The 22,814-nt window shown below is 32.1% G+C and carries 26 protein-coding genes; 11 read left to right on the top strand and 15 right to left on the bottom strand.

Translation table 11 applies throughout. The annotated features are described in order from the left end of the window. The first annotated feature begins 3 nt into the window (after positions 1–3). Positions 4–1,629: a lytic transglycosylase domain-containing protein gene (locus tag HUE87_RS06610; RefSeq protein WP_229855071.1), complete on the top strand. Its 1,626-nt coding sequence runs from the start codon at positions 4–6 to the stop codon at positions 1,627–1,629. Here HUE87_RS06610 and HUE87_RS06605 read toward each other — a convergent pair. After that, entirely contained in the window at positions 1,562–2,032 is a 471-nt protein-coding gene (locus tag HUE87_RS06605) for a hypothetical protein (RefSeq protein WP_194365428.1), read from the bottom strand. The genes HUE87_RS06610 and HUE87_RS06605 overlap by 68 nt on opposite strands. A gap of 96 nt (positions 2,033–2,128) precedes the next feature. On the opposite strand from HUE87_RS06605, the gene mobB reads away from it, so the two are divergent. Genes mobB through HUE87_RS06580 form a run of 5 tightly spaced genes read left to right on the top strand, consistent with a single transcriptional unit; the run spans position 2,129 to position 6,611 of the window. Beyond that, positions 2,129–2,632, top strand: coding sequence for a molybdopterin-guanine dinucleotide biosynthesis protein B (gene mobB / locus HUE87_RS06600; protein WP_194365427.1), 504 nt, complete (start codon positions 2,129–2,131; stop codon positions 2,630–2,632). Between the two features lie 5 nt (positions 2,633–2,637). Next, positions 2,638–3,480: a class 1 fructose-bisphosphatase gene (locus tag HUE87_RS06595; RefSeq protein WP_194365426.1), complete on the top strand. Its 843-nt coding sequence runs from the start codon at positions 2,638–2,640 to the stop codon at positions 3,478–3,480. Then, positions 3,464–3,670, top strand: coding sequence for a hypothetical protein (locus HUE87_RS06590; RefSeq protein WP_194365425.1), 207 nt, complete (start codon positions 3,464–3,466; stop codon positions 3,668–3,670). The genes HUE87_RS06595 and HUE87_RS06590 overlap by 17 nt, the downstream gene beginning before the upstream one ends. Positions 3,671–3,684: 14 nt before the next feature. After that, positions 3,685–5,619, top strand: a complete 1,935-nt coding sequence (gene metG / locus HUE87_RS06585; RefSeq protein WP_194365424.1) for a methionine--tRNA ligase — start codon at positions 3,685–3,687, stop codon at positions 5,617–5,619. Further along, positions 5,616–6,611 (top strand): hypothetical protein, encoded by a 996-nt coding sequence (locus HUE87_RS06580; RefSeq protein WP_194365423.1) that lies wholly within the window; start codon positions 5,616–5,618, stop codon positions 6,609–6,611. The genes metG and HUE87_RS06580 overlap by 4 nt, the downstream gene beginning before the upstream one ends. 21 nt (positions 6,612–6,632) lie before the next feature. Here the strand turns inward: HUE87_RS06580 and HUE87_RS06575 are convergent, their stop codons facing one another. After that, positions 6,633–7,310, bottom strand: a complete 678-nt coding sequence (locus tag HUE87_RS06575) for a hypothetical protein (RefSeq protein WP_194365422.1) — start codon at positions 7,308–7,310, stop codon at positions 6,633–6,635. Between the two features lie 120 nt (positions 7,311–7,430). On the opposite strand from HUE87_RS06575, the gene HUE87_RS06570 reads away from it, so the two are divergent. Both HUE87_RS06570 and HUE87_RS06565 read left to right on the top strand, forming a co-directional pair. Continuing rightward, entirely contained in the window at positions 7,431–8,564 is a 1,134-nt protein-coding gene (locus HUE87_RS06570) for a TRAP transporter substrate-binding protein (protein WP_194365421.1), read from the top strand. A gap of 47 nt (positions 8,565–8,611) precedes the next feature. Next, positions 8,612–9,841, top strand: coding sequence for a putative glycoside hydrolase (locus tag HUE87_RS06565; protein ID WP_194365420.1), 1,230 nt, complete (start codon positions 8,612–8,614; stop codon positions 9,839–9,841). On the opposite strand, the gene HUE87_RS06560 is transcribed toward HUE87_RS06565, so the two are convergent. Both HUE87_RS06560 and queC read right to left on the bottom strand, forming a co-directional pair. Beyond that, positions 9,825–10,487 (bottom strand): M48 family metallopeptidase, encoded by a 663-nt coding sequence (locus HUE87_RS06560; RefSeq protein ID WP_229855069.1) that lies wholly within the window; start codon positions 10,485–10,487, stop codon positions 9,825–9,827. The genes HUE87_RS06565 and HUE87_RS06560 overlap by 17 nt on opposite strands. Next, positions 10,474–11,148 carry a 7-cyano-7-deazaguanine synthase QueC gene (queC, locus tag HUE87_RS06555; protein ID WP_194365419.1) on the bottom strand — a complete coding sequence of 225 codons (675 nt, stop codon included), beginning with the start codon at positions 11,146–11,148 and terminating at the stop codon, positions 10,474–10,476. The genes HUE87_RS06560 and queC overlap by 14 nt, the downstream gene beginning before the upstream one ends. A gap of 83 nt (positions 11,149–11,231) precedes the next feature. Between queC and HUE87_RS06550 the strand changes: the two genes are divergently transcribed. From HUE87_RS06550 to HUE87_RS06540, 3 genes are all read left to right on the top strand, one after another. Then, positions 11,232–11,411 (top strand): hypothetical protein, encoded by a 180-nt coding sequence (locus HUE87_RS06550; protein WP_194365418.1) that lies wholly within the window; start codon positions 11,232–11,234, stop codon positions 11,409–11,411. A gap of 81 nt (positions 11,412–11,492) precedes the next feature. Further along, positions 11,493–11,912: an rRNA maturation RNase YbeY gene (ybeY, locus tag HUE87_RS06545; RefSeq protein WP_194365417.1), complete on the top strand. Its 420-nt coding sequence runs from the start codon at positions 11,493–11,495 to the stop codon at positions 11,910–11,912. 7 nt (positions 11,913–11,919) lie between these two features. Then, the gene (locus tag HUE87_RS06540; RefSeq protein WP_194365416.1) at positions 11,920–12,846 is read left to right on the top strand and encodes a calcium/sodium antiporter; all 927 of its coding nucleotides are present in this window, start codon (positions 11,920–11,922) and stop codon (positions 12,844–12,846) included. Positions 12,847–12,874: 28 nt separating this feature from the next. Here the strand turns inward: HUE87_RS06540 and mrdA are convergent, their stop codons facing one another. From mrdA to HUE87_RS06485, 11 genes are all read right to left on the bottom strand, one after another. Beyond that, complete coding sequence (mrdA, locus tag HUE87_RS06535) at positions 12,875–14,659, bottom strand: penicillin-binding protein 2 (protein ID WP_194365415.1); 1,785 nt, start codon at positions 14,657–14,659, stop codon at positions 12,875–12,877. 415 nt (positions 14,660–15,074) lie between these two features. Continuing rightward, on the bottom strand, positions 15,075–15,539 hold the full coding sequence (locus HUE87_RS06530) for an N-acetyltransferase (protein WP_194365414.1): 465 nt from the start codon (positions 15,537–15,539) through the stop codon (positions 15,075–15,077). Then, a complete protein-coding gene (gene yihA, locus HUE87_RS06525; protein ID WP_194365413.1) occupies positions 15,529–16,146 on the bottom strand; it encodes a ribosome biogenesis GTP-binding protein YihA/YsxC in 618 nt (205 codons plus the stop codon). The genes HUE87_RS06530 and yihA overlap by 11 nt, the downstream gene beginning before the upstream one ends. Further along, positions 16,139–16,618 carry a lipopolysaccharide transport periplasmic protein LptA gene (gene lptA / locus HUE87_RS06520; RefSeq protein WP_194365412.1) on the bottom strand — a complete coding sequence of 160 codons (480 nt, stop codon included), beginning with the start codon at positions 16,616–16,618 and terminating at the stop codon, positions 16,139–16,141. The genes yihA and lptA overlap by 8 nt, the downstream gene beginning before the upstream one ends. Next, positions 16,615–17,136, bottom strand: a complete 522-nt coding sequence (lptC, locus tag HUE87_RS06515; RefSeq protein ID WP_194365411.1) for an LPS export ABC transporter periplasmic protein LptC — start codon at positions 17,134–17,136, stop codon at positions 16,615–16,617. The genes lptA and lptC overlap by 4 nt, the downstream gene beginning before the upstream one ends. A gap of 1 nt (position 17,137) precedes the next feature. After that, a complete protein-coding gene (locus HUE87_RS06510; protein WP_194365410.1) occupies positions 17,138–17,632 on the bottom strand; it encodes a KdsC family phosphatase in 495 nt (164 codons plus the stop codon). Continuing rightward, positions 17,629–18,201, bottom strand: a complete 573-nt coding sequence (gene hisB, locus HUE87_RS06505) for an imidazoleglycerol-phosphate dehydratase HisB (protein ID WP_194365409.1) — start codon at positions 18,199–18,201, stop codon at positions 17,629–17,631. Before hisB ends, HUE87_RS06510 begins: the two co-directional genes overlap by 4 nt. Then, positions 18,191–19,024, bottom strand: coding sequence for a septal ring lytic transglycosylase RlpA family protein (locus HUE87_RS12805; protein WP_194365408.1), 834 nt, complete (start codon positions 19,022–19,024; stop codon positions 18,191–18,193). The genes hisB and HUE87_RS12805 overlap by 11 nt, the downstream gene beginning before the upstream one ends. After that, positions 19,017–20,246 carry a lytic transglycosylase domain-containing protein gene (locus HUE87_RS06495; protein ID WP_194365407.1) on the bottom strand — a complete coding sequence of 410 codons (1,230 nt, stop codon included), beginning with the start codon at positions 20,244–20,246 and terminating at the stop codon, positions 19,017–19,019. The genes HUE87_RS12805 and HUE87_RS06495 overlap by 8 nt, the downstream gene beginning before the upstream one ends. 74 nt (positions 20,247–20,320) lie before the next feature. Then, positions 20,321–21,097 carry a TatD family hydrolase gene (locus HUE87_RS06490; protein WP_194367905.1) on the bottom strand — a complete coding sequence of 259 codons (777 nt, stop codon included), beginning with the start codon at positions 21,095–21,097 and terminating at the stop codon, positions 20,321–20,323. 10 nt (positions 21,098–21,107) lie between these two features. Beyond that, the gene (locus HUE87_RS06485) at positions 21,108–22,643 is read right to left on the bottom strand and encodes an AAA family ATPase (protein WP_194365406.1); all 1,536 of its coding nucleotides are present in this window, start codon (positions 22,641–22,643) and stop codon (positions 21,108–21,110) included. Positions 22,644–22,814: the final 171 nt, after the last annotated feature.

Here is a 22,814-nt window from a genome sequence, read left to right as displayed (position 1 = left end):
ATTATGATTATAAAGTTTTTTTTAGTACTACTTTTAATCTTTACATGTAGTAGTGCTGAGATAACACTTAATGACATCGATTCTAAGCCGGCAAGCCGTGCTAAAGACTTTATGATTTGGCAATATTTAAAGCAAAATATTAATTCAAGTGAAGCTGACAAAGCATACCAGCAGGTAAATAATAAAAAAAATAATAAACTATTATACGCTTATTCTAAAAAAACCAAAAATCAAGAGATTAAGAAAAAAATCTCTTGTAAAAAGAAATCCAACCTTTTTAAAATAAAAGATAGCGAGTGTTTGGAACTTGCTTTCTCTCCATACAAGGCTCTTAAATACACAAACTATCAAAGAAATGTTCTAACAAAAAGATTAAAATCAAAGCCAAAAGTAAAAATTTTAAATATTTTAAATGAAAAACACTTAGCAAAAAATTACAAGTCATACGACGCTGATACAATATTGACTCTATTTAACAACACTGGATACAGGTATAGAAGAAAATATTTAAATATGCAACTAAATAAAGAATTTTTAGATTCACTTACATCATCTTGGAGAATTTCACAGTTTATTAAAACAGTTATACATGATGATAAACTTGACAAGCTTCAGCAATCTTTATTTTATATTGATGGTCAAAAATTAAACTCTAAAAGTAACTTTTTTTTAGCACTAAACAGTCTAAGACATTCAGAGAAAGATTATGCTATAAAGTATTTTAAACTCTCCCGTTCACAAGCCAAATATAAAATTGATGTAGATAAAAATAACTTCTGGCTATATAAAATTACAAAACATAAAGATTACTTAAATAAGCTGCTTTTGAGTATGGATATTAATATATATACTCTTTTTGCACGAGAAAAAATGAGTGTAGATTTTAAAAATTACTTTAGTTCACTTGAGACAAACGGTGAAGTTTCAAAAAAAAGTTTATTGGATCCATTTGAATGGAATAAAATATTAAAAGAGATAAAAAGTACAGAAAAAGATGAACTTTTTAACCTTGCAAAACTCTACAAACAAAAAGAAATGTTACCTGTTCAAGCCCTTATTATCCAAAAAGCAAATCAACATAATATGCATGGCTATATGATGCCGTACGATAAACACCTTAAAGGTTTAAGTTTAGATTCTAAAGCTTTAGTCTATGCACTTATGAGGCAAGAGAGTAATATGATTCCATCTGCCCTATCCCGCTCATACGCACTAGGACTCATGCAAATAATGCCTTTTGTAACTGACGATATTAGCAAGCGTATTAAAGAACCAATTAAAAACTATGATGAGATGTTTATTCCAAAAAATAATATTAGGTATTCCAGAGCACATATAAAATGGATGCAAAAATCATTATATCACCCTTTATTTATGGCATATGCATATAATGGAGGCATGGGTTTTTTTAAAAAGCATCTGCTAAAAGGCAATTTTAGTAAAGGTGAGTACGAACCTTTTTTAAGTATGGAAATGATGTCTAATAGTGAAAGCAGAGAATATGGTAAAAGAGTTTTAGCCAACTATGTAATGTATAAAAAAGTTATGGGTGATGAGATATCTATTGCTCACCTTTTTGATATTTTAACACAGCCGAAGATGACTGACCGCTTTCGAAAACAAGGCTAATACTATCATTATTGTCTTTTGAAAAAGTGGCAATATAATATCTATTCCAATCACTTTTTGTTAAGGCCAGATGAGAAAATTTATTATCTTTTGGTAACTCCTGCAATTTAACAGGTGGCTTAGAATTTAGTTTTAAGTTTGGTTCATGTTGTGGAGATTTTTTTACATACATGTAGACAAAAAAGTAATCATTATCGTTATATAACTCTGGATAAACATCATTTAGGTATATAGCAGAAAATACACCACTAATCTCTCCTTTGTCAGAAACAACCTTACTACTTTGTAAGCTTGATACACTTAGTTCCTGTTCTTTACTCATCTTAAAGTCTTTAAAAGCATTTTTATTTGAACAACCTGCCAATAGTATTAAAAAAATAAAAAATAAAAAAAAAGATTTCATTGAAGTTCCTATAAATAATGCGAGAATTATATCTTATTAAACAAGCTTTTAATGACTATTTTGTATAATCACTTAAAATTTAAATAAAGATATAACTTGAGCAAAAGATTAGCAGTTGCGTTTACAGGTCCATCCAATAGTGGTAAAACTACACTTATATTAAAAGTAGCTAGAAAACTTATCCATGAATATGGGAAAGAGGTTGCTATTATTAAGCATGATCCTAAAGATAAAGCCCGTTTTGATGTTGAAGGAAAAGATAGTTATAAGTTCAGTGATGCAGGCGCAGAGGTTATAGTTACTTCACCTAATCGCACAACTTATTTCTCACAACGACAAAAAGAGCTAGATGAAATGATTAGGCTATTTGATAAATTTGATATACTGTTAGTTGAAGGGCTTAAAAATCTACCTCTTCCTAGAATTAGTGTGTTTAGAGGTTCTTTAGATAGTGACTATTTTCCATATATGGATGCACTTGCTACAGATAATAGTGTAGATATTAAAAATTATAGTTTACCAGATAATATAGAGATCCTAGATATAAACAATTGTGAAAATGTGATATCTTGGATACTAAAAAATGCAAAAGAGGTGTAAAACAGATGACTGATATATTTGAGGCAATTCAAAGAACAGCAAAAAGAATTAAGATAGCGATAGATACTAAAGACATAGGTTACTCACAACAAGAGAATAGTTCTGGAGAGACCCAGCTTCAGCTTGATATTAAGTGTGACATGATTATTGAAGAAGAATTCTCTCACGTAGCTTCAATTCACACAATAGCGAGTGAAGAAAAAGAGCATGAGATGCCAATGCATAAAGCTGGTAAATATTATATTGCTTATGATCCTCTAGATGGTTCATCACTTATAGATGTAAACCTTAGTGTTGGTTCAATTTTTGGTATTTATGAAAATGCTTTTGGTGCAAAAAACATGGTTGCCGCTTGTTATGTTGTGTTTGGTCCTCGTGTAGAGATGGTATTTGCTCATCATAAAACTAAACTTCACCTACTTCAAGATGGTGAGTTTGAGTTTGTTAAAGAGATTAGATTGAAAGAAAAAGGAAATCTAAATGCACCTGGTGGGACTCAGCAAAATTGGGAACCATATCATAAAGAACTAGTTGATAGCTTCTTTTCAGAGGGTTACCGTTTAAGATATTCTGGTGGAATGGTTCCTGATTTACACCAACTTTTACTTAAAGGTGGAGGACTTTTCAGCTATCCAGGTACTGCTGATAAACCAGAAGGTAAACTTCGTAAACTTTTTGAGGTGTTTCCTTTTGCTTTTATTTATAAAATTGCTGGTGGAGAGGCTACGAACGGACATGTGGACTTAATGACACTTTCACATAAAGGTATTCATGAAACTTCGGCATGTTTTTTTGGGTCTAAATATGAAATAGCAAGAGTAAAAGAAGTTTATGCAAAAAATAGATAGTAAAGAAAAAGATAGATTTGAATTTCATCTTGACGAGATGATAGTAAAAGTTGAGAATTGTCACAAAGAAAAAAACTTAAATAGTTGCAGTAAGTGTGAACACTATTTAAATTGTGAGCTAAGAACTGATTATGTAAAGTCAGTTTACAACAGTATGTCCAAGGGCGATACTGGCGGATTTGAATTTTAAAAGAGGAATAAAAATTGAGTAAATATATTACAACACCTATATACTATGTGAACGGCGAAGCTCACATAGGACATGCTTATACTACATTTATAGCTGATACAATGACTAGATATGAGAAATTAAAAGGTGAAGATACATACTTTTTAACTGGTACTGATGAACATGGTCAAAAGATTGAAGAGTCAGCACAAAAATATGGCAAACCTACTCAAGAGTTTGCAGATGAGATAAGTGCTACTTTTAAAAATTTATGGGATGAATTTGAAATAAGTTATGACAAATTTATTAGAACTACCGACTCAGACCATAAAAAAGGTGTGCAAAAAGCTTTTGAAGTTATGTATGCTAAAGGTGATATTTACAAAGATTTTTATGAGGGTCACTACTGTGTGAGTTGTGAAACTTTTTTCCCTGAAACTCAGTTGGTTGATGGTGAATTCTGTCCTGATTGTGGAAGAGCGACTAGTATTGTAAAAGAGGAAAGTTACTTTTTTAAACTTTCAAAATATGAAGATGCTTTATTGAAGCACTATGCTGATAATCCTGATTTTATTTTGCCTCGTTCTCGCGCAAATGAAGTAATAAACTTTGTAAAAGGTGGCCTTCGTGACCTTTCAGTAACAAGAACGTCTTTTACATGGGGTGTTAAAATGCCGGAGTCTCTAAATGATGACAAACATGTTATGTATGTTTGGCTTGATGCCCTTATGAATTATATTACAGCGTTAGGCTATGGTAAAGATGATGCAAATATGAAATATTGGCCTGCTTCTACTCAGTTTGTAGGCAAAGATATTCTTCGTTTTCATGCTATTTACTGGCCAGCATTTTTAATGAGCCTTGACTTACCTCTTCCTGAGCATATTGGTGCGCATGGCTGGTGGACAAGAGATGGTGAAAAAATGTCAAAGAGCAAAGGAAATGTTGTTTCGCCAAGAGAAGTTGCTGATGCTTATGGAGTTGAAAATTTAAGATATTTCATGCTTAGAGAAGTTCCTTTTGGACAAGATGGTGATTTTTCTCAAAGAGCGTTAATAGATAGAATAAACTCAGAACTTAGTAATGATTTAGGCAATCTTTTAAATCGCATAATCGGTATGAGTGGAAAATACTCTGATTTTGAGATAGATAGCGTAGATGTGCTTAAGTATCACAAAAAAGAACTTGATGCTATGGATGAGGCATTAAGCAACCTTGATGATTTTATGCAAAATATGCAGACGCACAGATACCTAGAAGAGCTTTGGAAATTATTTGCTATAGGAAACAAAGCTATAGAAGAGTATGCTCCGTGGGTTAAGATGAAAGAGAATAAAAGAGATGAAGCACTTGCGACAGTCGCTTTAGTTGCAAATATTTTGGCTAAAGCTTCTATAATGCTTTCTCCAGTTATGCCTAAAACTACAAATATTATTGCTGACGCTCTAAATTTCACTATAGATAACTCAAGCTATAAAGAGCTTGTTTTAGAGAAAAAACTATTGAAATTATTTAATATTAAAAGTGTTCCTCCTCTCTTTCCACGTGTAGAGGAGCCTTTAATGACTGAAGCACCGGCCGCTCAACCAAATGCTCCAAAAAATACTGCTCCTGAAGTAAAAGATGACAAAAAAGAGGAAGACAACCTGATAGAGATAGGTCAGTTTTTTGAGACATCTTTGAAAGTCGGTATAGTTGTTGAAGCTGAGGAAGTTCCAAAAAGTAAAAAACTTTTAAAGCTTCAGGTTGATTTGGGTGAAGGAATAAATAGACAAGTCGTTGCTGGAATTAAAGAGTTTTATTGCGCTGAATCTCTTTTAAATACTCAAGTCTGTGTTGTAGCAAACCTGAAACCTGCAAAACTTATGGGAATGATGTCAGAAGGAATGCTTCTTGCTGCCAAGGATGAAGATGGTTTATGTCTAATTAGACCTGAAAAACCTAAGAAAGTAGGCACACCTATTGGATGAGACTTGAAAATTTTCTAGCACTTACTCATGCATCTTTAGTTAATGAACCATGTGTAAATAATTTTGAGAACATCACTTTTGAAGCTTCAAAAGTAAAAAGAGGTGATCTCTTTTTTGCTTACAATGAAAAAGAAGTTGATTTGGCCATTTTAAATGGTGCTTATGGTGTTGTTTTTGACAAGCCTATGCAGATTAGTGATAGTGAAATAGCTTGGATAAAAGCTATTAGTTTAGATGACTCTCTAAAAAGACTACTCCGCTTTAAGATGATAGAAAAAGAGGTTGTAGTCTATGAATGTAATGAAATAATATTAAAACTTGCTCTTCAGGTTATAACACAAACAAATTTCTTTGTTCTAAATGGGGATATGAGATATTTATACAACTCTCTTTATAATATAGAAAATAGAACGGCGATACTCTTCTGCCCTACTCTAAATGATAGAGATATGTTTGTAGACATTAAAACACTTCCTAGCACTGCTATGAAACATATTGATATAATGGAACAAACACTCTTTGAAACATCTTTTATATATAATGATGTATTTTATGAAAGACAATTAATATCACCATTTTTTATTCCATACCTTGAAGAGCTTTTTCATTTGTATAAAACTTTAAAAATAAACTTTAGGCTTAGAAAGTTTACACCTATAGAACATTTTGAGGCAGTTTTTACAAATAAAAAATTTGAGATAAAAAACTTTGGGACTAGTGATAAAGTTCTTATTTTTGAGCCAAACAAGAGCTTGATTGATAGTGAGATGATATTTTTACAGCGTAATGCAGCCTGGGCAAATATTATTTTTGTTATTCCATTTAGCATTACATGTGAAGATAATAAAAATATATTTAAGTATAAAAATGAAAAAGAAATAATTGAGATACTAAAAAACAACAGTTTTAACTTCGCCCTTGTAGTTGGTGTAGATAAATCTATCTTAAATAGACCTATTGTAAACCAGACTCAGCTAACTTTAGATTTTTAGTTTATGGACTACATGTAGAACTTATATATTTGGAGACTGTATAGGCTTAGTCTCTTTAAGAGTCATTATAGCAGTGTTTACACTACCAGCGTATTTTATCTCTCTATGGGGCATCATAACGCCATTAGCAGATTTGTAATCTTCATAAATTGTTAAAAATTCCATATTCATAGAACCTATTTTAAGCTCTCCTATAACTTTATCAACAAGAAAACTGTTTTTTGAAACAAAATATTTTGATGTAATGCTGTTGTTTTTTAATGATAATATATACTGGTTTTTCTCTGTAATCATCGTTATATCTTTTAGCCTATTTTTTAGTATAAGAGGAGTAAACAGTCTCATAAGCTGTAGTTTCATAGCATCTAGCATTGGTCCTTTTGCTTGTACCTTTCTTCCAGAGAACTCTTTTGTGCCATTATCTCTAATTACTACTCTTATCTCTGTTTTTTCAGGGTAGATAAGCTTAGTTCTAAGATAGTAAGGAAGAATAACTTTTCTATTATCTCTACCTTTTACGCCATCAGTTTGTCTATCAATCTGCCACACTTGCTCGTATGAGGAAGAGCGTTCTAAATTTTTCTCTCCACCGTATGCTTTTATCATATTTTGAATAACTGTATCAATGCTAAGCTCTTTGGCACTAAGTGTTAGAGAAAAAATAGTTATCGCTAGAAAGAATTTTATAATTGTAGTCATTGTGCTGATTTCCTTAACTGAGGTCTGATTTTTGTGATTTTATATATATTGTCCTTAAAAACTATTATAGATTTTTAGATACAATATAGTAACTTGTAAATTTTAAGGTATTAGTAAAATATGAACCGTAGAGACTTTTTAACAACTGCTACAGCAACTTCTGCTACACTCGCATTAGGTGGGTGCAACGATGACAATCGTCAAGCGATAGACTACTCAAAACATCCAAAAAAAAGCATTGATGACAAGAAACGAGTAAATATAAACCGCAATAAAAAAACTATTATAAAGCTTGCTACTAGCTGGCCTGCACATTTTCCTATCATGGGTGTAGGTGTTGAGCGGTTTGCCCAGAGAGTTAAGGATGTGAGTGGTGGCTCCATAGAGGTAAAAATATACCCTAAAAACACTTTAGTCCCTGCTCTAGCAGTTTTTGATGCGGCTAGTAGTGGTCAGATTGATGCTTTTCACTCTGGACCATATTACTGGAAGGGGAAAAATTCTGCATTTTCACTTTATAGCGGTATACCATTTGGATTTACAGCTGAAGAAATTAACTCTTGGATGCTTTTTGGTGGCGGCTTAGAGCTTTGGCGAGAACAGTATGGCAAATATAATCTTCACCCTTTTATGGGTGGCAATACAAACATACAAATGGGTGGATGGTTTAGAAAACCAATAAACTCACTCTCAGATATGCAAGGTCTTAAAATGCGTATTCCAGGTCTTGGTGGAGAAGTTTTTGCCAAGATGGGCGTAAATCCTATTTTGCTTCCTGCTGGAGAGATTTACACTTCACTTGAAAGAGGTGTTATAGATGCAACTGAGTGGGTAGGGCCTGCGCTTGATATTATGATGGGTTTTTATAAAGTTGCACCATATTACTACTCTGGATGGCATGAGCCTGGTTCAATTTTAGAACTTACTTTTAATAAGCAGTTTTGGAGTAAGTTGTCTTACGAGCATCAATCAATTATAGAGGTTGCATCCAGCGAAATGAACTCTAATATGACTTACGAGTTTCATGCTGAAAATATTAAGGCACTTCGTAAGCTAAAAGAGTTAGATATTTCAATACATCAATATCCAAAAGATGTTATTGTGGCTGGCAAAAAGGCTCTAAAAGAAGTTATTGAAGATTTGAGTTTTAAAAGTGGTGAATTTAAAAAAGTTTATGCCTCTATTGAACAGCATTTAAACCTCTCTAAAGGGTGGAGTGATGCAAGTTTAAGATACTTTCTTAACGAGAGATAAATAATATCAGTGTATAATCGCATTTTATTTTAAATTAGCGAGATACTTTGAAACTTATACTTATTACTACCGCCCTATTACAAAGTCTACTTTTTGCCTCTTTTAGCGGTAATATAGTAGACAAAAATACATCTGCTCCAATCATAAATGCTATTATTAGCGACTCTATAATTAGCGTAAAAAGTGATGAAAATGGCTCTTTTACAATAGACACTAACGAAACAAATATACATATAAAAGCTTATGGATATAGACCATACAAAATAAACTTTGAAAACAACACTACTAATTTAAAATTGGAATCTATAACAGTAAAAGCTTTATATTTAACCTTTTGGGCTGCAAATACTACGTCCAAAAGAATCAAAAAAATTCTAAATATGATTGATGATACGGAGGTAAATGCTTTAGTAATTGATATTAAAAATGAATATGGCTCTACAGTGTTTAAAACTTCGTTTGAGCAGGCAAACAGTTATGGAGCTCACAAAAATAGAACAAATAGAGATATTGAAAATTTTATGCAGTTGCTAAAATCAAAAAATATATATACTATAGCAAGAATTGTTACTTTTAAAGATGAACTTCAAGCCTCAAATAATCCAGATTATGCAATTAAAAAAATAGATGGAACTATTTGGAGAAACCATGACAATATGGCTTGGGTTGATCCGTATGATGTAAGATCACATGAGTATGCTATATCCATGGCTGAAGAAGCTGCAAAAGTAGGGTTTGATGAAATAAACTTTGATTATATCCGTTTTCCTGCAAAAGCCGGATTGAAATTTTGTGAAACAAATAATCAGGAAAATAGAGTTAAAACTATAGGTGAGTTTCTAGATTTAGCACAAAGTAGACTTAGAAAATATGGAGTTTTTATCTCTGTAGACACATATGGAAATATTTGTTGGAGTAATGACGATAACAACATTGGTCAAACTGTGCTCTCTTTGGCAAAACATGCGGACTATATTTCTCCGATGCTCTATCCATCTGGATTTGCCAGTGGATCATTTTATTTTGAATATCCATCTGAGCATCCATATGCCGTTATATATAGAAGTATTAAAAATATAAAAGATAGAATTGATTCAAAAAGAGTTAGACCATGGCTACAATATTTTAAAGACTATGCACATACTAAAAGACACTATAGAAAATTTGAAGTTAGAGAACAGATAAGAGCGACTGAAGATATAAATACAAGTGGCTGGATGATGTGGTCACCATCTAGTAGGTACCACTTAAATTACTTTGTTAAAGAAGATGAATAGCCTTTAATCTTTTATTTAACTCTTTGGCATTTGAAATATATATATCAACTAAATCGTGAAATTTTCGTGAATGATTCATATGAGTTAAATGCGCTAGTTCATGAACAATTATATAGTCAATTAGCTCTTTGTCAATTTTTATCAACTGAGTATTTAAAGTTATGACCCTTTTTGAGCTACAGCTTCCCCACCTGCTTTTCATTTTTTTAAACTTTATCTCTTCATAATTCAAATTCATTAGTTTTGAGAACTGTTCCACTTTTGGAACTATATATTGTGAGGCGTATAGTTTGTAGAAGTTATCATAGCATTTCAAGATATTTTTTTCATCTGGCTTTTTAAGTTTTTCCAAGAATCTTCTTAACTCTGTTGCTTCAGTTGAATCTATACTATAAACCTCTCCAAACATAAGTACTTCATCTTCAAGATTTATTTCTAAAGGCTGATTGTGCTCTACCTGTAGAAGTTGTTTTCTTATCCAAACCTCTTTTTTATTGAGTAAGTTTTGGATAAATATATCTGACACTCTTGGTGTTTTTAGCGTTATAAAACCTTTTTTACATATGGATATATAGCTATTTTTAAGCCTTGGATTACATACATGAAGTATGTTTAAATCGTTAAAATTAATTTCACTTGTAATCAATAGGGTCTTTTACTCCAGCTATACTAAAACCATTTAGTCTTAAACGACAACTGTCACAAACTCCACAAGCTTTATCCTCATTTTTATAGCAACTCCAAGTAAGCTCTAGCGGCAAATGTAGTTCTAATGATTTTTGAACAATTTGAGATTTTTGTAAATGAACTAGAGGCATTTTAATTTCTATGCATGTTTCATCTTTTGTACCTAGATTTATGCTCTGTTGCATGCTTTTAATATAAGACTCTCTACAATCAGGGTAACCACTGCTGTCTTCCTCAACAACGCCTATGCTAATAACTTGGGCATTCTCCTTTTCAGCAATAGCTGCTGCCATACTTAAAAATATACCATTTCTAAAAGGGACGTAAGTAACAGGAATACCCTCCTCTATTCCACTAGTTGGAACCTCTATACTTTTGTCTGTCAAAGCTGAAGCACCTAGTTGTTTGAAAAAGTCTAGATCTAAAACATACTTTTGTGCTACATCCAATTTATTACATATTTTATGAAAGCACTCAAGCTCCTTAGTTTGTGTTCTTTGATCATAGTTAAAATGTACGGCAATAATTTCGTATCCACTGTTTTTCATCATATATGCACTGAGTGTAGAGTCCATGCCACCGCTCATAACACATAGTGCTTTTTTGTTTTTTAAATTCATAAAAAGATTTTAACATAATTTATTAATCTTTTATAAATAGTGTATGTTGTACAATGAACGTATAATTATACAAAGGATTTATTATGGATGTGTCATCTTCATCAGGAACTGGCTCAGCTTCCGCTCAAGTGGAAGTGTTAAAAAAAGCAACAGAAGTTCAAGAGCGTCAAATTTTAAAAGTTTTAGATAGCGCTAACGAGCAGTCTAAGCAGGTTACTGCACAAAAAACTGGCATTGGTGGCAGTATAAATATTACTGGCTAGAGAGCTATTATTCAAAAAAATAGATACTATTTGTATCTATTTTAACCACATTAACTCCACACATTAGATATAATCCCGCTTATGATTGATTTAGATAACAAAACTTCACTTGAAATTAATATTGATGTCTTAGAGGCTATAGCAGAATCTATTACAGATAGAGAGATTGAGTTAATTATTACAGATAATGAAGAGATAAAAGAGTTAAATAGAGTTCACCGCAATATTGATAAGGATACTGATGTTTTAAGTTTCCCATATGAGTCTATGCCGATGTGTCCACTTGGAAGTATTGTAATATCGTCTTCACATGTAGAAGATAAGGCCAAAGAGTTGAATCACAAAGAGAGTGACGAACTTGCCCTATTGTTTATTCATGGCTTACTTCATCTCCTTGGTTTTGATCATGAAGTTGATGATGGAGAGATGAGAGAAAAAGAAGCTAAGTTAATTACAGAGTTTAATCTACCAAAAAGTTTAATAATAAGAACGCAAGGATAAGTATTCAATGGATTTTATAATTTTTATTGCTGCAATGTCAGCTCTAATCTACGGTGCAGATTTTATAATTAAAGAGTCGGAGAGAATCGCTCTACATTTCAACATATCACATTTTGTTATTGGTGCTACACTTATAGCGTTTGGAACATCTTTGCCTGAAATGGCAGCGTCTATGATGGCGTCATCTGCTGGTAAAAGTGATATGGCTGTTGCCAATGTAGTCGGAAGTGTTATCTTTAATATCACACTGGTCCTTGGTTTAGTGTTTTTAATAACAAAAAAAATGTCTCCAAAAAGAAACTTATTTGCTCAAGACAGTGCTTGGGTGATTATTCCAGTAGTTCTGTTTTTTATAATGATTCAAGACGGCATAATCAGTAGATTTGATGGCTTCTTATATCTTTTAGTAATGGTTTCTTATCTTATCTTCTTGTTTAATGACTCTAAAGAAGATTTAGAGGGCGGAATAGATGAAGAATTAACTAAAGAGGGGTTTAACTGGAATAAAACAATAGTTTTGCTAACTATTGGTTTTATTCTTACTATAGGTGGTGCAAACTTCGTTATTGAGAGTGGAACTAACATAGCAAGAGATTTTGGTATCAGCGAATGGATTATAGGAATTTTTCTAATAGCTTTAGGAACATCCCTTCCTGAACTAGTAGTATCTTTAGTTGCCATAAAAAAAGGTAATGCGGAGATGAGCATAGGAAATATAATAGGCTCAAATGTAGCAAACTTTTCTATGGTTATAGGAGGAGCTTCGTTAATTAATCCATTGATTATTGATTTAGTTTCTACTAAGTTTGATATATTTATTATGGCTGCAGCTTCTTTAACACTTGTGTTTATCTTGGCAAATAAACTTTATAATAAAGCTGGAGCAATATTTTTGCTTGCGATATTGGCTCTTTTTATACAAAATTCTATGTAAATAACATTACATGTAATATTGCTAAAAACTACTTTTTAATGTATTTCAATTCTAAAAGCTTATTATATATATTTGAAACTATTTTACCAGCTGCTGCACCACCATGTCCACCATGTTCAACCATTACTAAGACAACATACTGAGGGTTTTTAGATGGTCCATAAGATGTAAACCAAGCATGAGAACGGGAATAGTATTCCATTTCATGTTCAAGCTCTCTTTTATCAATGTCTTGCAAGATACCTACAACCTGTGCAGTCCCTGTTTTTCCCGCAATAGTCACTTTCGAGCTTAAGTAGTTTGTGGCAGTACCTGTAGGGTAGTTACAAACTTCATGCATAGCCTTTTGAATTATTGGCAGTCTTTTTAATTCTTTTTCTGTAAGTACATCTTCTAAATAAGGCTTAAGTTTTTTGTCGCCAACTTTTTTTGCAATGTATGGTCGCGGAAGTTTTGAAGTTGCCATCAAAGCAGTAAATTGAGCCATCTGCATAGGTGTAACTAGAAAATCTCCTTGTCCAATTGATGTATTTACAGTTTCACCAATGTACCATGGTTGATTGTATTTCTTTCTTTTCCACTCACGTGATGGAACAGTACCAATAAATTCATTTGGTAAATCAACCCCTGTTTTTTTGCCAAGCCCATATCTGTTTAGTCCCTCACTCATTTTTTTAATGCCGACCTGAATACTTCCTTTGTAGAAATAGTCATCACAACTCTCTCTTATGGCTTTTTTAAGGTCTGTTTTTCTGTGTCCATCTTTTTTCCAGCATCTAAATATTCTTTTACCAAGAGGCATAGATGAAATACAATCTACACCCCAGTAAGGGCTAACATCCGTTGTTGTATATATTAGACCTAATCCAGTTTTAATAGTCGATCCTGGAGGGTAAAGACCATGTATTAACTTGTTTGTAAATGGCTTTTCAATAGAGTTTGAAAGCTTGTTCCACATATTAGTAGAGACTCCATTTACAAATGTATTCAAATCATACTCAGGAAAACTGCTTGCAGATAGTATTGCTCCGTCTACGCCCATAACAATTACTGCACCAGATTTATTTACAAAAAGAGATGATATATATTTTTGTAGCTCAATATCTATATTTAGTATTACTTTTCTATCTTCAACAGCCTCTTTGTTTGAAAGCTCTTCAACCTCTTGGTTATTAGCATTTACCTTAATTTCTCTTTTGCCTGCCAGTCCCTGCAGATAGGTGTTATAATGATTTTCAATACCTGTTTTACCAGTGTATCCGATAAGCTCTATCAGATTATCGTCTTTGATATCTCTCTTATTTGCGCGAGAAACATAACCAAGCAGATGTGACGCAATCTCTTTGTATGGATAGTATCTTTTAGGAGATGGTATTATATTTATATTTTCTCTTAAATTTAGTATTGAATAAACAGGCATTATCTCTTCATAAGATACAAATTGAACTATGTCAATATAGTTATGATTGTAATATGAGTCAACCTTTTTATAATTTTTTATAATTTTTTTTCTATCTAGACTAGGTAATAATTTTGTTAATATGTCTATTTCATTGTTAAATTGATTAATCTTTTTCTTTGATCTAAGATGTGGAGACAGTTGTATTTTAAAACCGAGCTTATTAATTGCAATTGCTCTGTTATTTATATCTACTATTTCTCCCCTAACGGGAGCAATCTCTTCTATTTTAATAGTATTATTGTGTGAAAGCTGCTTATAATAGGTATTTGATTCCACTGAGAGAAAGAAAACTCTTAGAATAAGAGTTAGCCAAACCGATGCAAATATAAAAAGAATAAATTTAATTTTCACAATATACTCACTATAAAGAATTCAATTACTATGTAATATATTACATAGTAATTTATACTTGGTACAGGTAATAAAAAAACATTTGATAAAAGTAGACTAAAGGCATAAAAACCAAGATACACAATTAATACTGTTGATATTTTAATACATGAGTAACAACCAAAGTTTTTACCTATTCTTGGCATTATATATTTATATATAATAGTAAAATAAATAATTGAACTAAAAAGGACATATCCATTTTCTGCTTCAAAAATCACCAAACAGAATGATACTAGTATTATACCAATGCTGTCTTCTTGTTTAAGTGCTTTAGCAAAGTAAATATATAAAATTGCAAAAAGAGGTGGAAGAAACAGGTATATACCACTCAGTGCACTATATATAACAAACCCTACAGCATATAGGTATTTTGCTATAGAGTTTTTATCAGAGATACTTCGTTGCATACAGGAAAGTGTTTACATTTAATACAATCAGCCCAGATTTTATGTTCTGGAATAGACTCTTTAGGAATTTCTACAAACCCAAGCTTTTCAAAAAATGATTGCTTATAGGTTAAACTAAGAACTTTTTGCAGACCAAGAGCTTTAGCTTCATCCAATGCTTTTAACACTAGACTTTCACCAATCCCTTTGTCTCTTTTATTTTCTTTTACTATTAATGATCTAATCTCTGCCAATGAAGAAGCGTGAATATGAAGAGCACAAAAGCCTACAATCTCACCATCATCTTCTTTTGCGAGTATATATGATCTTATATTTGTAGCTATCTCATCAGAGCTTCTAATAAGTATAACTCCAGATTCTACTTCAGGGGAAACAAGTCTTTGCATATTTTCTATATCGCTAAGCCTTGCCTTTATAAGCTCAATCTTCATTTATATCTTCTTTTAAAATATCATATATAATTTTAACTACTTTTTCTAATCCTCTTTTTTTTGAGCTTGAAACCATTACGGCTTCTGGAAAATCGCGTCTAAGTGCATTTTGCTCTTTTTGATTTAGCTTATCAATCTTTGTGAAAACCTGCATAATATGTTGAGTTTCATTAGAATGTTCAAGTAAAAAGTTGCTAACTGATTTATCAATATCTAAAAAAGGGTGTCTACAATCTACCAGATGAATAAAAAGTTTTATCTGCTCTCTTTTAGAAATATAGTCTGTTAAGTTTTTTTCCCAATCGCTTTTTATTGATTTTGAAACTTTTGCATATCCAAAACCAGGTAAATCTACAAATTTTGCTAAAGATTTTTCAGAATTTTCCCTATTTATGAAAGTAACATCAAAATAGTTAATCAATCTTGTCTTACCTGGAGTAGAAGAGACTTTAGCTAAGCCTTTGTGATTTGTGAGGGCATTTAAAAGTGAACTTTTACCAACATTAGAGCGAGCCATAAAAACAACTTCATCTTGTTCAATTGTTTCCGGAGCACCCATTATATTTGCAGCAGAGGTTACAAACTTTGCATCAACTATTTCAATCATTCTTTTTCTCTTCTTTTTCTGGAATATTAAATATCATAATCACAGGCTCTTTCTCAGCCCCTTTAGCATAGGCTTTGCCTTCTATTGTTTTTAAAACCACTTCTTCCCCTATTATCTCTTTTTTTTCATTTACCTGCATTAAATAAACATCTTTGTAGAAGTGATACTCTTTTTTTTGTGGGAAAAATATAACTTTTTGTGCTTTGCCTTTGTACGAAGCACCATCAAGTGTTTTTATGCTAAATGAAGCATTTCCCTCAGCTATAAACTTTGTAGGCTGTTGTTGCTCATCTGTATAAATAGTAACTTTCGAAGCATTTAGCTCATCACTCCCCTTTATAACATTTACATCACCCTCAAACACAGATATTCCTGTTTTTTGATCAGCATTAAAAAGTTTTGCTTTTACCTGCAATTCTTCTGATGAAAGCGTTAATGCCAATAAAATTGTTAAAATTAATATTTGTTTCATTTATGTTCCTCTTTTAGTTGATATTTTGCTACAACATCTTTTGAACTAACTTGCTCTAAAAGATTATTATATTTAAGTTGTGTTCCAATAACTCTGTCAGAATTTTGATAGAGTAAATATTTCCCATCCGCATTGGTAATACTTGTCTTTTTATTGTAGACTGCTTTTTGTGTTTCAAAAGTTAAACCATCTTCTCTGTAATAAACAACATCACCTTCTAAGGTAACAATCTCATTTTTATATATACCGCTATTTGCTTTCATATTAGCTATATAGTTTTTAGAGTTATCCGTGTAGTCTATTAGATTTACGACATACCTGTTTGTATATCTAGTTGCTTCTGTTCCACTCATTAGAGTTATTAAACCTTTATTGTTTAATTCATACATTGTAAACGAAAATATATTAAACAGAGGGACATCCGTAAATTTTTGCTCCTTAATGCTAAGTGGCTTAAAAAGAAAATATATCATTAATAATCCAGCAGAGACTATAATAAAAAAAATATTCAGATTCATATTAAATCCAAACAGCTAAAAATTGATCTTTTAAATCATCTTCTTCCACTATAGTATCTATCATCTCTCTTACAGCACCATCGCCTCCTTTAGAGGTTAAAGCTGTATCAACAATCCCTTTTATCTCTTTAACACCATTTTTTGGAGTAAAACTTCTTCCAACAAGGTTCAACATGCCAAAATCATTTAAATCATCACCAATAGCAGCAACTTCATAAAACTTTAGTCCTAAAGAGTCAACAATCTCTTTTAAAACTCTGTCTTTATCTACAACACCTTGGTACAAATGCTGAACTCCTAGCTCTTTGGCCCGTCTCTCTACTATTTTGGAGTTTCTTCCAGTTATTATAGCAACCTGCTTTCCCATTTTAACCCAAGTGCTTATACCAAGTCCATCTTTAATATTGAATTTTTTACTTTCATTACCATCAGATGAGTATACAACTCCTCCATCAGTTAAGCAACCATCAACATCTAAGACTATTAGTTTAATCATAGTACATCTTTTGTGCTGGGTATTCCAACTCTTTCATTTTTAGCCATAGCTCTACGTATTGCAACGGCTAGTGATTTAAAAGAAGCTTCTATTATATGATGCTTGTTTCTTCCTCTTAACATTACTATGTGTGCACTTATTCTTGCATTGAGTACAAAAGCTCTAAAAAACTCTTCAACTAGTTCAGTGTCAAATGATCCTACTTTACCACTTACATCAGCTTCATACACTAAGAATGGTCTATTGCTAAGGTCTAAGTCACAAGATACACATGCTTCATCCATAACAATGTTTGCAGAACCAAATCTTTCCATATTTTTGACTGGATATATAGCTTCGGCCAATAACGAACCTAGAACAATTCCAACATCTTCTACACTATGGTGATCATCAATATGCGTGTCGCCTTTACATGTAATATTTATATCAATCAAAGAGTGTTTTGAGAAACTCTCCAGCATGTGGTCTAAAAAACCAACACCTGTGTTTATATTGCTATTTCCATTTCCATTTAATTCTAATGAAATTGTTATGTCAGTCTCTTTAGTTGTTCTTGTTTTAGCTATCATTGTAATCCTCTCTTACTATAAATGAATTTTTAAAATTACCAAGTGATTTATAATCCCTAGCCTCATCTTCGCTTCTAAAGCCTTTTAACCAAACTTTAAACATTCTACCATTCTCTGTCTGCACATCTTTTATGACGGTTGTATACCCATTGGTATTATTATGTTTTTGCTGAGTAGTAAGTGCACCCTCAATTTTTGAAAAAGAAGCAATTTGTAAGGCAAAACCTTCTAGCGACTTTTGCTTAGGAGAGCTTTCTAGCTCTCGTTTTGTAGGAATATTTTTTTTGTATTTTTTGTTTTTGCTATAAAAGCCTATTATTTCAATACTAACTGGTGCTGTTCCAGCTCCAACCATCTCTATTTTATGAGCTGCTTTATTTGACAAATCTATAATTCTAGTTGCTATAAATGGCCCTCTATCGTTAATTCTGACTACCGTACTAAGACCATTTCTTTTATTGGTAACTTTTACTATTGTATTCATAGGTAGCGTTTTATGAGCTGCTGTCATATCGTACATATTGTAAATTTCACCATTTGAAGTTAGTTTACCATGAAAGTCTGGACCGTACCAACTTGCATTTCCACTAAACTGATCCCCAACACTTACTACAGTAGGGTAATATCTTATACCTCTAATAACGTAAGGATTCATTGTTGGATGAGTGTAATCTTTTTTGTTTATAGTTGAACTGTGATCATTTGTATTATGTGAATATGACTTGGCTTTTGTAGAGCTTTTATATACTCTTTTTCCCCTAGTACTACATCCAGATGTAAATACAAGAAGTAGTATTATAAAAAATATTGATAACTTATTCATATAGTTTTAATCTCTCTCCAGCTCTTATTATACTACCCTTGATGTTGTTTTGAAGCTTTAAATTTTTAACACTGATTTTATGAAATTTGGAAATAGAGCCCAGAGTATCACCTTTTTTCACCATATAATAAAACTTACTATTAATGTTTGCAAAACTAGTTTTATTGTCAATCGGAATAATTAATTTTTGTTTTATCTTTAGTCTACTATTTTTAAGAGAATTAAAATCCATAATTACTTTATATGACACGCCATATTTTTTCCCTATTGCTGAAAGATTATCACCTCTGCTTACAGTATGAACTCTATATATATTTTGAATTTTTTCTTCAAAATACTTCTGTTTAAACTCAGAAAGTTTAATATACGGAATATATATGTCATATCCATTTATGTATGGTGGAGCAAAATCATATTTAAGGTGTCTGTTTAATTTTTTTAACTCATTAATTGGAATTCCTACTAGTTTTGAAACTCTTTTTAGTGACTCGCCTCTTGGAACCTTTATTGTAGATATTGAGTATGCGTTTGCTCTGTTTAAAAGGTGCTCATATTCACTATTTAGCAAAAATTGTTCATCATTTCCCATCATTGCTAAAGCAATAATTTTTCTAATGTATAGTCTACTCTCTCTTGGAATATACTTTTTTTTAGGGTTGAGTAAAACTGATAAATCGTCACTTTTAGCTCTTTTAATAGCTTTACTTAGCCTGCCGCCACCACAGTTGTAAGCTATAGCTGCCAGATACCATTTGCCAAACCTTTTATGAAGACTAGAAAGGTATTTCGCTGCAGCTTTTGTAGACTTAACAAGGTCTCTTCTCTCATCAACGTACTCATCAATCTTAAGTCCATATAGCTTGCCTGTTGCTGGCATAAACTGCCATAGTCCTGATGCTCTTTTTTTTGAATATGCTCTAGTAGAAAAGTTTGATTCTGCCATTGCAAGAAAAAGAAATTCAGCAGGAATATTGTTCTCTGCTAATATATTTTTTATAGCAGGTATAAACAGGTAGGCTTCATTCATTGCTTGAAAAAAATGTTTTTCTTTGTATATTGAAACATTATTTTTTTTCATTTTATTTAAAACTTTATCGTATAAAAACGATGCTTCAATGTCAAAAGACTCAAGAATCGCCACTTCTTTGTTGTGGTTTGAAGAAAACGTAAGGTTAGCACTCAGTAAAAGTGGTAATAAAATAAGTATAAAATATTTCAACATGACAACCCTAATTTTAAATTTAAAGATTAGATTTTATCTAAAAGAATATTAAAAATAGTTAAGAAGCTTTAATATTAAGAAATATTAAAGAGTTTTAGGGCGTTTTCAGTGGTTGTTCTCTCTATGCTTTCTAATGAAATTTCTAAAAGTTCAGAGATTTTTTTTGCAACAAATATTGTATAAAGTGGTTCATTTCTCTCTCCTCGGTGAGGCATTGGAGTCAAATATGGACCATCTGTCTCTATAAGAAGTTTGTCAGATGGAATTTTTGGCAAAACATTAACAAGTTTTTTAGCGTTTTTAAAAGTCAAAACACCACCTATTCCAAAATAAAAATCTTTATCTGCTAAGCTTAAAAGCTCTTCGTCTGCGTTGTAGCAGTGCAAAACTCCACCAACTTCATGAGCATTATAATTTATTAATATCTCTTTAGATTCTCTTGAAGCATCACGTATATGTACTATTAGAGGTTTTTTATGCTTTTTTGCTAGCTCAATTTGAGCAATAAAAACTTTTTTTTGTCTCTGTTTTTCTGCCTCTTTCTCCTCGTCTGTCCCCTTAAGTCTGAAGTAATCCAAACCGCACTCGCCAATTGCAACACATTTGCTATGGCTAATATATTTTTCAAACTCCAAAGTATCGAATGAGTCCATATCATAGGGGTGGACACCAACAGCAAAATACACATCGTCATTACTTTCAGAAATCTCTACAGCTCTATCTATGTTTTTTGGATCTGCTCCAGGGATTATAAAACGCTCTACCCCGCTCTCTCTGGCTCTGTTTAAGACTTTGTCTAAATCGTCAATATATCTCTCATCATCAAGATGTACATGTGTATCTATTATCATTTCTACTCTCTCACTTTTGTACATGTAGAAGTTCTTTTGCGAACCTCTTTGCTTCATCGGTAACTCTGTCACCACTGATTATTCTGGCTATTTCATCAACTCTCTCTTGGAGCTCTAGCTTTTTAACTAGAGATTCATCTCCGTTTTTGTGTATTAAAAAGTGCTGGTCACCCATTGATGTAAGTTGCGGCTGGTGTGAAATAACAAATATCTGGAAGTGTTTTGAGAGTTGCTTTAGAACTTTTGCCACACTCATGGACTCTTCACCGCTTAGGTTTGCATCTATCTCATCAAGCATTAAGATTCCGCCATTTTTACCCATAAACTCAGATTTGAGGGCTAAAATAGCAAGTCTAAGCCTGTTAAACTCACCTGTACTTACTTTTTGAAGTTCCGTAGAGTTTAGCTTTATGACAATCTCGTCTTTTCCAGAGAGATCATACTCAATCTCTTTTATATCTATTTGCGCCTCTCTTAAATAGAGCTCTTTTAAGTATTTGTTTAAGTCATTTGTAAAGAGTTTTATCTCTACATGTCGAAGCTCACTAAGTCTCTGCGCTAACTCTTTTACCTTCTTGCCAAGGGCAGCTTCTCTTTGCTCTAAATCGCCCTTGGTCATCTCTATATTTTCATACTTTTGCAACTCTAATATTTTCTGCTCTTTGTACTTTAGGGCATCTTCAATGCTTCCGTATCTTCTTTTTAGCTCAGAGAGTGCTTCTATACGGTTTAGAACGTCTTCTACATCAACTTCATCAAGTGCACTAAACTTATCTTCTGCACTCTCCATTATTGCTCTTAGTTCATTCATGCTATCACCAAAAAATGAACTCTCAATATCTAATGAGTCTAAAGCTAAAAAAACATTGTGCTCATAGTCAAATATAGAGTTAGCCAACGAGATGTTTTTCAATACTTTCTCTTTTTTAGATAACCCTTTTTTAATCTCTAAGAGTTCACTGTCTTCTGATGGAGTCGGGTTTATATCTTCTATCTTTTTAATCTCAAAAGCTGCAAACTCTTTTAGTTCAATAATCTTTCTCTGCTCATCTTCTATAGTTAAAAGTTCTTTCTTAACAATATTATGCTCTAAATAAGCTGCTCTATACTCATCTTTTAAAGCAAAAATCTTATGCTCTTTGTGCTCAATTCTGCTATCTAAAATAGAGAGTAGGTTCTCATTTTCAAAATCGCTGAAATCTTTTAAAGATAAATGTCTAAGATACCCTGAAGCCAGAGTGCTCATAGATTTTTTTGAAACACTTTGGTTGTTTATAAAGTATCTGGATTTCTCTTTTTTTATGTGCTTAAAAACATTTATATCATCACTCTCTATCCCTAACTCTTCGCCGTTAATGTCCCATGTGACACTCGACTCACATAAAGTTGCATCACAAGAAGCACTACCAAGAGAAGCTAAAATGGAGTTCATTAAAATAGATTTACCACTACCACTAGGACCAGTAAAAACAATTAACCCACTATTTAATTCTAATTCAACTTCTTTAAAACTAAGATAATCTTTTAGAAAAAATCTCTCTATCATTTATGTACCTTGTAAAATATTTTCAAATTATACTTTCTTATTATTAAAAATCTAAAGGGCTTATGACTTTAACCTTGTTCATTTAACTAACAACTCAACACTTTGTCCAAATAACGGATAAATTTCGTGCTAAAAGGACACTTTTTATTTAAGAACAATAAGTCAAATAAT

This window comes from Candidatus Sulfurimonas marisnigri, from assembly GCF_015265475.1.
GTDB classification, from domain to species: Bacteria; Campylobacterota; Campylobacteria; order Campylobacterales; family Sulfurimonadaceae; genus Sulfurimonas; species Sulfurimonas marisnigri.
The sequence above is the reverse complement of the archived record's forward strand: the minus strand, read 5'-3'. Positions and strand labels throughout refer to the sequence as shown.